The 9,506-nt window shown below is 64.4% G+C and carries 14 protein-coding genes; 5 read left to right on the forward strand and 9 right to left on the reverse strand.

Features of this window, described 5'->3' with window-relative positions; genetic code table 11:
• Together KBZ04_RS10300 and KBZ04_RS10305 are read left to right on the forward strand one after the other, a co-directional pair.
• Positions 1-477 (forward strand): hypothetical protein (locus tag KBZ04_RS10300; RefSeq protein WP_254991843.1); only part of this gene is annotated, 477 nt, incomplete at its 5' end.
• 150 nt (positions 478-627) lie between these two features.
• A complete protein-coding gene (locus tag KBZ04_RS10305; RefSeq protein WP_254991844.1) occupies positions 628-1,977 on the forward strand; it encodes a vWA domain-containing protein in 1,350 nt (449 codons plus the stop codon).
• Here KBZ04_RS10305 and KBZ04_RS10310 read toward each other — a convergent pair.
• The 6 genes from KBZ04_RS10310 to KBZ04_RS10335 all read right to left on the reverse strand — a co-directional run bounded on the left by KBZ04_RS10310 (position 1,940) and on the right by KBZ04_RS10335 (position 4,523).
• Complete coding sequence (locus tag KBZ04_RS10310) at positions 1,940-2,377, reverse strand: type II toxin-antitoxin system VapC family toxin (protein ID WP_254991845.1); 438 nt, start codon at positions 2,375-2,377, stop codon at positions 1,940-1,942. The two genes, KBZ04_RS10305 and KBZ04_RS10310, sit on opposite strands and share 38 nt — an antisense overlap.
• Entirely contained in the window at positions 2,374-2,637 is a 264-nt protein-coding gene (locus KBZ04_RS10315) for a FitA-like ribbon-helix-helix domain-containing protein (RefSeq protein ID WP_254991846.1), read from the reverse strand. The genes KBZ04_RS10310 and KBZ04_RS10315 overlap by 4 nt, the downstream gene beginning before the upstream one ends.
• Before the next feature lie 87 nt (positions 2,638-2,724).
• Positions 2,725-3,030, reverse strand: coding sequence for a hypothetical protein (locus KBZ04_RS10320; RefSeq protein ID WP_254991847.1), 306 nt, complete (start codon positions 3,028-3,030; stop codon positions 2,725-2,727).
• A 161-nt stretch (positions 3,031-3,191) separates the two neighbouring features.
• Positions 3,192-3,602: a type II toxin-antitoxin system VapC family toxin gene (locus KBZ04_RS10325; RefSeq protein WP_254991848.1), complete on the reverse strand. Its 411-nt coding sequence runs from the start codon at positions 3,600-3,602 to the stop codon at positions 3,192-3,194.
• Positions 3,603-3,606: 4 nt separating this feature from the next.
• Positions 3,607-3,861, reverse strand: a complete 255-nt coding sequence (locus KBZ04_RS10330) for a type II toxin-antitoxin system Phd/YefM family antitoxin (protein WP_254959051.1) — start codon at positions 3,859-3,861, stop codon at positions 3,607-3,609.
• A 167-nt stretch (positions 3,862-4,028) separates the two neighbouring features.
• The gene (locus KBZ04_RS10335; protein ID WP_254991849.1) at positions 4,029-4,523 is read right to left on the reverse strand and encodes a hypothetical protein; all 495 of its coding nucleotides are present in this window, start codon (positions 4,521-4,523) and stop codon (positions 4,029-4,031) included.
• A 36-nt stretch (positions 4,524-4,559) separates the two neighbouring features.
• Here KBZ04_RS10335 and vapB point away from each other — a divergent pair, with 36 nt between their 5' ends.
• From vapB to KBZ04_RS10350, 3 genes are all read left to right on the forward strand, one after another.
• Positions 4,560-4,796, forward strand: coding sequence for a type II toxin-antitoxin system VapB family antitoxin (gene vapB / locus KBZ04_RS10340; RefSeq protein ID WP_254991850.1), 237 nt, complete (start codon positions 4,560-4,562; stop codon positions 4,794-4,796).
• A 7-nt stretch (positions 4,797-4,803) separates the two neighbouring features.
• Positions 4,804-5,202: a type II toxin-antitoxin system tRNA(fMet)-specific endonuclease VapC gene (locus tag KBZ04_RS10345; RefSeq protein WP_254991851.1), complete on the forward strand. Its 399-nt coding sequence runs from the start codon at positions 4,804-4,806 to the stop codon at positions 5,200-5,202.
• Positions 5,203-5,536: 334 nt separating this feature from the next.
• Complete coding sequence (locus KBZ04_RS10350; protein ID WP_254991852.1) at positions 5,537-6,736, forward strand: EAL domain-containing protein; 1,200 nt, start codon at positions 5,537-5,539, stop codon at positions 6,734-6,736.
• On the opposite strand, the gene KBZ04_RS10355 is transcribed toward KBZ04_RS10350, so the two are convergent.
• The 3 genes from KBZ04_RS10355 to KBZ04_RS10365 all read right to left on the reverse strand — a co-directional run bounded on the left by KBZ04_RS10355 (position 6,726) and on the right by KBZ04_RS10365 (position 9,277).
• A complete protein-coding gene (locus tag KBZ04_RS10355; protein WP_254991853.1) occupies positions 6,726-6,947 on the reverse strand; it encodes a leucine zipper domain-containing protein in 222 nt (73 codons plus the stop codon). The genes KBZ04_RS10350 and KBZ04_RS10355 overlap by 11 nt on opposite strands.
• Before the next feature lie 89 nt (positions 6,948-7,036).
• Entirely contained in the window at positions 7,037-7,234 is a 198-nt protein-coding gene (locus KBZ04_RS10360) for a type II toxin-antitoxin system Phd/YefM family antitoxin (RefSeq protein WP_254991855.1), read from the reverse strand.
• 168 nt (positions 7,235-7,402) lie between these two features.
• Complete coding sequence (locus KBZ04_RS10365) at positions 7,403-9,277, reverse strand: DUF2075 domain-containing protein (RefSeq protein ID WP_254991854.1); 1,875 nt, start codon at positions 9,275-9,277, stop codon at positions 7,403-7,405.
• Positions 9,278-9,506 lie beyond the last annotated feature (229 nt).

Consider the following 9,506-nt stretch of genomic DNA (forward strand, 5'->3'; position numbering starts at 1 on the left):
GATGAATTGCGGTTCATCCCGGCAATGATAAAGAAAATTATCATTGATATGATCGGTAGCCGCGGATCTGGAGACGATGATGGTCCAGACCGTCCAAGGACTCAGAGAACTTTCGTGACGCCCACATGCGATTTGGAGATCGGAACACTTGTTGAGCTGAGGGAGCTTCACTCTTCGAGATTTCAGATGATCAAGATAATTAGGAAAATCAGTGATGTTTCTTGGGAGGGTGAAGCGGTAGATGATGGCACGCCGGAGATTGTTAATGTGCTGTTCATGGAAGACGGTCTACGGGAGTTTGTTTCTCCCACTAGAAGCTTGGCGGTTGGTGAATCGTACCATCTTCCGGAGAGGCAATCTGATCAAATGTCTCTGGTTTTGATTGAGGTGATGGTTGATGATGGCTTTTGGCTCGGTATCGTGTTGGGAGCCGAAGGGGAAGAGGAAATCGTAAATGTTGTTCATCATTGGAAATAGTCTTTTCGTCCGTAGTGTGCTTCTGATTTCGTTCTGCATCCTGCCGGGCGCGTTTGAGTAAGCCAGAACCACATTCTCGTCAATAGCCATTAGTAGTTACTCCTCCCGGTTCTGGTTCCGATCACATCCTGCCGGCCCCCGGCGTCAGCAATGGCTCCAGCACCTTCTCGATCGCCTCAACGCCCTGCTCGACGACGCCTCCCGCTGAACCGTTTCCCCCGTCCCACCGCTACCTCCACCATGACCCGTCCCACCCTGCGCTTCCGGCCCCTGCGGCCGGCGGTGGCCTCCGATCGCCCGTCGACTCTTGATCTGCTGCTCACGATCACCCCGCCGCCGGTGGCCGCCGCAGCCAGCCTTCGCGAGCGGCCGCCGCTCAACCTGGCCCTGGTGATCGACCGCTCCGGCTCCATGAGCGGCACCAAGCTCAGCTACGCCCGCAAGGCGGCCCGCTTCCTGGCCGGCGAGCTCACCGGCCGCGACCGCCTCGCCATCGTCAGCTTCGACGATGAGGTGCAGATCGTCGTGCCCTCGCGGCCCGTGTCCGATCCCCAGCCCTTCATCGCCGCGATCAACACGATTCACAGCGGCGGCAGCACGGCCCTGTTCGATGGCTGGCGGGCCGGGGCCACCCAGGTGGCCGAGCACCTCGATCCAGCCGCGATGAACCGGGTGCTGCTGCTCTCCGACGGCCAGGCCAACCATGGCCTCACCGACACCGACCAGATCGCCAACAAGGTGGCGGGCCTCACCCAGCGGGGCATCAGCACCAGTGCCTTCGGCCTGGGGGATGACTTCGACGAGGACCTGATGGGGGCCATGGCCGCCGCCGGCGACGGCACCCTGGCCCACATCGAAACGCCCAGCCAGCTGGCCGATCTCTACGCCTCCGAGCTGCAGGGCCTGACCAGCACCTTCGGGCGGCGGGTGAGCCTCGGAGTGCGCGGCAAGCACGGGGCCGAGGTGGTCGACCTGCTCAACGACCTCACGCCCACCACCGCCGGCAACCACCAGCTGCCCAACCTGCGCGCCGGCCAGGAGCTCAACGTGGGCCTGCGGCTTGAGCTGCCCGCCTGGGTCCCCAACCAGGAGATCCTCAGCGTGCGGCTGGCCTGGGAGGCCCCTGGCAGCGGCGACCGGCAGAGCCTCGTCGAGCACCTGCACCTGCCGGTGATGGAAAGCGAGGAGCTCAAGCAGCTGGAGCCCGATGACGCGGTGGCCGAACAGCTGGCGCTGCTGCGGGCCAACCGGGAACGCCGGCGCGTGATCACTGAGCTGGATCGGGGTGATGTCGCCAGCGCCAGCGACAGCCTGCGCCTGCTGTACAGCGGACTCGCGGCCATGCCCACCAGCCCGCGGCTGGAGCAGGAGCTCAACTTGCTCAGCGACAAGCTGACCATGCTCAAGAGCGATCCGAAGCGCGGCCGCAAGCGCCTGCGCAACGAATCGCAGCGCTCCAGCCTCAATGTGTGGGAGAGCGTGGATGGTCCCAGGGATTGATCAGATCAAGGCCCAGGCCGGTGAAGTCACTCACGTTGCGGGTGGCCAGTTGGGCGCCCTGGGCCAGGGCGGTGGCGGCGATCACCGCATCGGCCGTGGCGATCGGCCGACCGAGCTGCTCCCGCCGCACCAGCAGCTCGCCATACCAGTGGGCGGCCTCCCGGTGGAAGGCCAGCACGCGATCGCCAAGCAGGGCCGTCACCAACGCTCGCCAGCTATCCAGCAGCGCCTGTTTGCGGCGACCCTCAGGCAGCCGGATGAGGCCGTGCAGGATCTCCGCTTCGTTCATCGCCGTGATGCCCACCTCCGCGGGAACGAGACCATCCGCCCAGGCCAGCACCGCCGGCTCAGGCTGGGGCCGCATCAGCTCGGCGATCACATTGGTGTCGAGAACGATCACGCCGGCTCCTCCGTGAACACGGCGGCCTCCGCCATGGAAACCCGTGCCGGCAGATCCAGCTCCACCCCGCCGAGGGCGGCGAAGTGGGCGTGGATGCGACTCCCCAGACCTGGGCTGTCAGAGCCAGCGGGTTGCGGCAGCACGGCCTGGCGCAGGATCCTGCGGGCTTCCTCCTCCATCGAGTGGCCGTGGCGGGCGGCCTGCAGTCGCAGCTGGGCCTTGGTGGCGTCGTCGAGGTTGCGGATCGTGAGGCTGGCCATAACGACGTCCGCGCAGGCAATGCTGTCAGTGCTTGCAACGCTAGCTCTGGCGGTCAGGTTCGAGCGTTGGGATCAGGCGCACCCTGTTCATGCCCCGCTCAGCGCAGCAGGACCACCGCCAGCAGGCCCCAGACCAGTCCGAGCACATGCATGGCGCGTGCGGCAGAGCTCCTGCTGAGCAAGGAACAGGGCACAGACCAGGGCCAACAGATAGACCAGCAGCACCCCGAGGTGTTCGAGGGTTTCCGCGATGGCGTCCGGCCCCGGCCCGATCAGGTGCTGGACGAGGTGGAAGATCTGGCTGGGCAGCTCGGCGCTGAGCATGAACACGAAGAACAGGGCCACCCCTTGGCGCCCCAGGCGGGCGATCTGCGCGGCTGACGGGTGCGCCATCGTTCCAAACCGTGGGCCAGCTGGAGTTCGATCCTCGATGCGGGCGAATTCGCGCACGTTGTGGCTCACCAGGGTGGCGCCGAGGGCCAGCCCCCGCTCACGTCACCCTTTCGGGTCCTTCTGGTGGCAGGCCGGCTTCGATCCCAGCCTCAGCCTGCCGCTTAGCGGTGCTCGAACGGGTTGAACAGCGCAACGCCGAACTCCAGGAAATCGACCCCATTGCGGGTCACCACCGTGAGGTCGTGGACCCTGGCGATGGCCGCAATCATCGCGTCCTCGTAGAGGGTGTCGGATCGGCGATGCATCAGCTGGGCCCAGCAGCGAAAGGCCGCACCATCCATCGGCAGCAGGTTGAAGCTGCCGCTCAGCTGATCCAGCCACCGCTCGATCTCCTCGGCCTTGACGGGGTCCTGGTCGCGGGTGATCTCGATGCCCGCCTGGATCTCGCCGAGGGTCACGCTGGCCAGATGGAGGTCGGCGTCATTGGTGCTCTGCAACCAGGCGAGCACGGCACCATGGGGCCTTGGCTTGCGCAGCTCCGAGACCACGTTGGTGTCGAGCAGAAACGCCATCGGCCTACAGCGTCAGCACGGATCGCCGGCGGGCCTGGCCCCGCGGCGGGACCAACGCCTCGGTGCGGGCCTCTGCGGCCAACAGCAGCTCCTTCAGGCTGGGCCGCGCTGCGGCCTGGAGGCGTCGCCATTGCTCAATCGGCACCAGCACGGCTGCTTCCGTGCCGCGCCGCGACACCACCTGGGGGCCCTCCCGTTGGCAGGCGTCGAGCAGCTCACTGAAGCGCGCCTTGGCGTGCTGCACCGGCCATACCGTCATCACGACCACCCTCTCTGACTAGTCATCTGACCAGGCTAAGGCTCCTGGCTCCGCCAGGCTGGCCACGAAGCCGGCAAGGGCGTCGAGCAGGGCCTGGCTGTTGCCGTTCATGAACACCCGGCTGGGAAGCCCATCCATGGGCTTGATCCGCAGGATTGCTGCTCTGATCAGGGCTTGGGTCCCAGCAGCTCAGCCAGATAGCTGGAAAGGCGGAACCCGGCCGGATGGGCATAGACGATGTCGGCGATCTTCCAGCTGCCAGCGGAGCCGCGCACCAGCTGATAGCGCAACAGCTGCGGCGCCTCAATGGGGCGGTTGCGCAGGCCTGCCTGCACAGCCACCAGGGCTTCCAGTCCTCCGCCAGGGGTGGGGGTGCAGCCCAGCACCTTGGCGCCCAAGGTCCCCACCTGGGTGGCGCTGAACAGATCGAAGTCGACAAAACGGCCGCTGTTCGGATCGAGCGCATCGGCACGCCGCAGCTTCCGGTACAGCCCATCGGTGAAGCGGCTTTGCTGGCTCCTGAGCTCGATCGGACCGCGCAGGTCCTGCCCAGCCACATGCCAGCGGTAGAGGCCATCCAGCTGGGCCTTCACCGGAGCTGGGCAAGGGGCGAGTGCCACGGCCGCCCACAGCGGCATCAGCTGGGGCAGGGGCGCCGTCAACCTGGGATAGACTGCTTGTATATCCAAATTGGTCCGATGCGGGCTGTCACCAAGCTGTTTCTGAGCAACCGCAGCCAGGCGGTGCGCATCCCCGCCCATCTGCGGCTTCCCGACTCCGTCACGGAGGTGGAAGTTCGCGCCTGCGGCCAGGAGCGGATCATTGCGCCGCTCGGCCGCAGCTGGGACAGCTTCTTCCATGGTGGCCCCACCGTGCCCGACGACTTCCTGGAGGAGCGGACTTCCCAGGAGCAAGGCGAACGCGAGCCCTTCTGATTCGCCGATGCTGCGTTATCTGCTGGATACCAATTTCTGCATTGATGTGATCAAACGGCGGCCGGAGTCGTTGCTGGAGCGGTTCAATCGCAACGCCGGTCATCTGGCGATGTCGTCGATCACGCTGTCCGAGTTGATGCACGGAGCCGAGAAAAGTTCCGATCCGCCGCGCTCTCTGGCCGCGGTGGAGAACTTCTGCAGTCGGCTGGAGGTGTTGGCTTATGGGCCCAAGGCGGCCCAGCACTACGGCCAGATCCGCGCTGCCCTCGAGCGCAGGGGCACGCCCATTGGTGTGAATGATCTCCACATCGCCGCCCATGCCCGCAGCGAGGGCCTCACCCTGGTGAGCAGCAACCTGCGCGAGTTTGAGCGGGTGGAGGGGCTGCTGTATGAGAACTGGGTCTGAGCCTCCAGGGCAGTTCCAGCCAACCCCGCACGGCCAGATCCAGCTCGATCAGCGGCTGGGGCTCCAGTTGCCCCACCACCTTGCCCAGGGAACCGTGGCCTCCATCGCATCCAAGAAGCGCTGGCGACGCGTCCTCTTTTGGCGTGAATTTGCCCGTGGTCCGAAAAGTCCAGCTGGAGGGGGACGGCCATCCGTTCCAGGCTCAGCCTTGGATCTCGATTGATTTTAGTACGTTTTTCAGATGTTCCCTAGGGTTCAATGCTGCTGGCTCGCTACAACTGTAATCCGCCGTCATTCTCGCTCAATGGTTCACGCTGAACTTATGGAGCTAACGATGGAGGTCTCTGCGATCCTCCCATCGAATCAGCTCAGCATTCACTTTCAACCCATCGTCTCCCTCAAGCAAGCCTCCGTGGTGGGCCTGGAGGCCCTCGCGCGCCCGGCGCTCATGGGTGTCGGACAGAAGTTCGCCAAGGCCCGCAAGGCTGGGAGGCTGCTGGAGCTGGATCGCCGCTGCCGCATCCGGGCCATGGAGGCTTACCGGGATCTCAACTTGCCCCGGTCCTTACGCCCCTTTCTGTTTCTCAACTTTGAAACTTCATTGATCGACGAGGGAGTTGAAGGCTCGGGAGCCTTGCTTGAGGCCACCGAGGCCACGGGTCTGGAGCCCAGCGACATCGTGATCGAGCTCAACGAAACCAAGGTTCAGGACACGATGACCCTGAAACGCTTCGTGGAGCGCCATCGCGAATTGGGTTTCCTGATCGCCATTGACGACTTGGGATCCGGCCACAGCAACCTGCCACGCATCGCCGAATTGCGGCCCCACATCATCAAGCTCGACCGCAGTCTCATCGCCGGAGTCGACCGCGACTTTGTCAAGCAGGAAATGATGAAGTCGCTGATCTTACTTGGAAAGACCATCGGCACTCTGGTGCTGGCTGAAGGGGTGGAAACCCAGGCAGAACTGGACACCTGCGCCGCCCTCGGAGCAGAGTTCTTCCAGGGCTATCACTTTGCGCGCCCCAAGCCAGCGGCCAACCTGGACTTGGCGGCCCTGGACCCAGTGCTGATGGAAGCCGCCCGCCGGCAACGGATCAAAGCCGTGGCCGCCATCCAGGCCCGCCAGATGGAGGGCCTCGATCTGATCAATCTGGCCCGCGAAGGGTGTGAAGGCCTACGTCACATCGCTGCCCAAACCTTCGACGGTGGCCTTGCCAACTGGGTAGGCACCAACACCATGATCGAAGCGGCCTACGTGCTCAATGGCGACGGACTGCAGATCAGCAACACGCACCTGGGCCAGGGTCTCCCCCCGTCGAGGAACCGCCTGTTCACACCCGCCACGCGGGGCACTGACCACGCCAACAAGGAGTATTTCTTCAGCCTGATTGACACGGGTCTGCATCAGCACATCACCGACACCTACATCAGCCTGGCCACCGGCCAGCCCTGCCGCACCGTGGCCACGAGGATGGAGCACGCCAGCGGCGCTGCCTTCGTGCTCTGTATTGATCAGCGCCTCAAATCCTGATCTGATCGCCAGAAAACCACCAGTCCACGGTCCTGCTGATGCAACGGTCGACTCCAGCGCGCGAGGCCGCGATCGAGCGGCACCGGGCCAGCCCTTTGCAGGCGCAGCGCAGGCTGATCCCGGCTTGCTCCGCAAGGGTCCTGAGCTGCATGCCCTCATCGAGTGGCCGACCAATCAGGCGTTCCCGACTGATCGGCGTCAACTGAACCATCTGGTGGGACTACACACCTGGGCAGGGGTCGGGCAGGGATGAATGACCAGATCGCCGCTGGGCCTGCTTGGTGAAGCGAACGCTTCAGCTCACCAGCCCGGCTGATCACTGAGATCCTCCAGCGGCGTCGCCAGACCTTCCAGGATCGACTCACGCATCCCTGGGATCGAGACCAGATGGAGCGTCTCCTGAATCGCGTTCCAATCGGCCTCCGACAACAGCAGGGCATCGCCTCGCTTGCCGTTGATCTGCACCGGCTCGTGGGACTCGCCGACCTCATCGATCAGGGATTACAGCCGCCTGCGGACTTCCGTGGCGGAAATGCTGGCCATTGAAGTAATGCTGCCATCGCGTACATCAATGCGTACCGATTCTGGCCCTGGCAGGCGGCGGATCTGATCTGTCCGGAGGCGCATGGGCAGCTGCAGCCTGAGGGCCAGGCACTCGCCGGAGCCTCAGCCGGAATCGCCAGTCGGCTCCACCAGCCTCTCGCGGAGATAGGCCTGCAGTTGCGGATCGCAGGCAAACACCCAGCAGCTCTTCATGCCGCGGGTCATCAGGGTGCGGTAGGTATTGCGGATCAGGCGGCTGAGCCGTTCCTCTGTACCCTCCGGCTCAGTGGCCATGGCGGCCCGCCAGCCGCTGAGGCTCTTGTCGCTTCGTGCCCGGGCGGTGGGGTTCGCTATCAGCTGACCATCCCGGAATAGGAGATCCGGCCCGATGATCACGCCGATCGTGTCGACCTCCAGCCCTTGGCAGGTGTGCACGCAGCCCACCTCCTCAACGCCGGTGGAACTGATGATCCACGTGTTGCCTTCCGAGGCGAGGTTCCAGCGGGCGGCATAGCCGTGCTCGGGGATCACGATGTCGCTGAGATCCGGGTCGCTTTTCGAGGCCCAGTTCCAGCAGTAGCCGGCCACCAGCCGGGCGCGGTTGTTGCCGTTGGCCTGGCGGATCGCCGCGTGCAGGCTCAGCGGGTCGTCGAACAGGCGGAAGTCGAACACCTTCCGGTCGAGCTCTGGATTGGCGGTGGAGCGGATGCCGAGCAGATCATCCAGCCAGGCCAGGTAGCCATCGGAGCCCGCACAGCGGAACTGCGATGGCAGCTCATCGCACACCAACTGAGCGCCCAGCTGGGCAGCGTGCACGCGAATCTCCGCCTCCGTGCCGATGTCCTTCCAGGCCACCTGCTGGTCTTCATCGAGGAAGAACACGCTCAGGTGGCTGGCGTTGATGATCTCCCTGACCTGGTTCTCCCCCTGGTTGCCGTAAAGCCCGCTGAAGCGGTTCAGCCGATGGGCTTCGTCCACCACCAGCGCGTCGTAAAGGCCGGGAGGGCAGTCCGTGAAAGCACCTGAGCCGCAGAAGAGGTTGTCGAAACGTGTTCTGCGAAGCTGACCGGTGAGCTTGGCCTTGAACACCGTGCGCGGCGCGGCGTTCTTGCTCACGTAGCGGATGTTCAGCCCCTTCTGCAGCATGGCCGCCATCAAGTGGATCGCCACCACTGACTTGCCGGTCCCTGGGCCGCCCCGCACCAGCAGCACGGTGCGCTTGCCGGGCTGCAGCTTTCGTGCGAACTGCAGGGCTCGCTCATAAACGACCTTCTGCTCCTCGATCAGGGTGAATTCACTGTTTCCGAGCACCATCTGCTCAAACACCTCCGCCAGCTGTCGGGACGGCCGTGCCCTGCCATCGCGGATCCGCTTGATCGTCTCGCCGCCATCGCCTTGCGTGAGGCAGCGGGTCAGGAACCCAACCAGCTCATCGGTGTGATGCCTGAGGAACACCGGAGCCCGCTCCAGGTAGTCCTGGTAGCAGTCCGCGAGAACACCGTTGCCGTCGCTGCAGTTGTGGAGGTAAGCGCAGGGGCTGATCGCGATGGCGTGCTCCTGCACGGCGGTGTTGAAGTCCTCCAGCAGGCAGCAGTAGCTCCAGGCCTGGTAGGAGGGGTGGGTGAGATCCCGCGGGCCGCCACCCACCACGGAGCGCACAACACCATCCATGGCTGTGGCATCCACGGTTTCCCACTGCTTGAGCTCCACGATCACCGCCGCATGTCGGGCGTCCGGTGAGCGGCCGGAGAGCAGCAGATCGATCCGGCGCGAGGTGTTGTGGATCTGGTATTCGATCGCTACCCCCAGCGCCGCAGGGATCTGGGGGTCCAGCAGGAATTGGCTGACGTACTGAAAGGAATGACGCCAGGCCCGCACCTCTGCCGGGCTGACCCGCCGGCCGGCAAGGGTCTTGAGCCGCTCTCCAACCTCCTCCTCGATGCGATTACGGCGCACATGCTCCAGGAAAACCTCGCGGGTCTCCAGGTAGATGATCATTGCGCCCGCCTGTGATGGCGAGTTGATCCTATGGCTGGAGTGAAAACACCCTTTCAGCCATGGCTGTGTATTCAATGCCTCGAACGATGGCGTGGCATGGGTGGAACCCATCGAGGCGGCACCCAGCTTGCAAGTCCGCTCGGCCTTGCTGATGCCGATGTCAATTCAGCATTCCAGGCCTCACCCCCCCCCCACCTCCCGCACAAACCGCTCGCTCCACGCCCCCGCC

It is taken from the genome of Cyanobium sp. N5-Cardenillas (assembly GCF_024345515.1).
GTDB lineage: Bacteria > Cyanobacteriota > Cyanobacteriia > PCC-6307 > Cyanobiaceae > Cyanobium.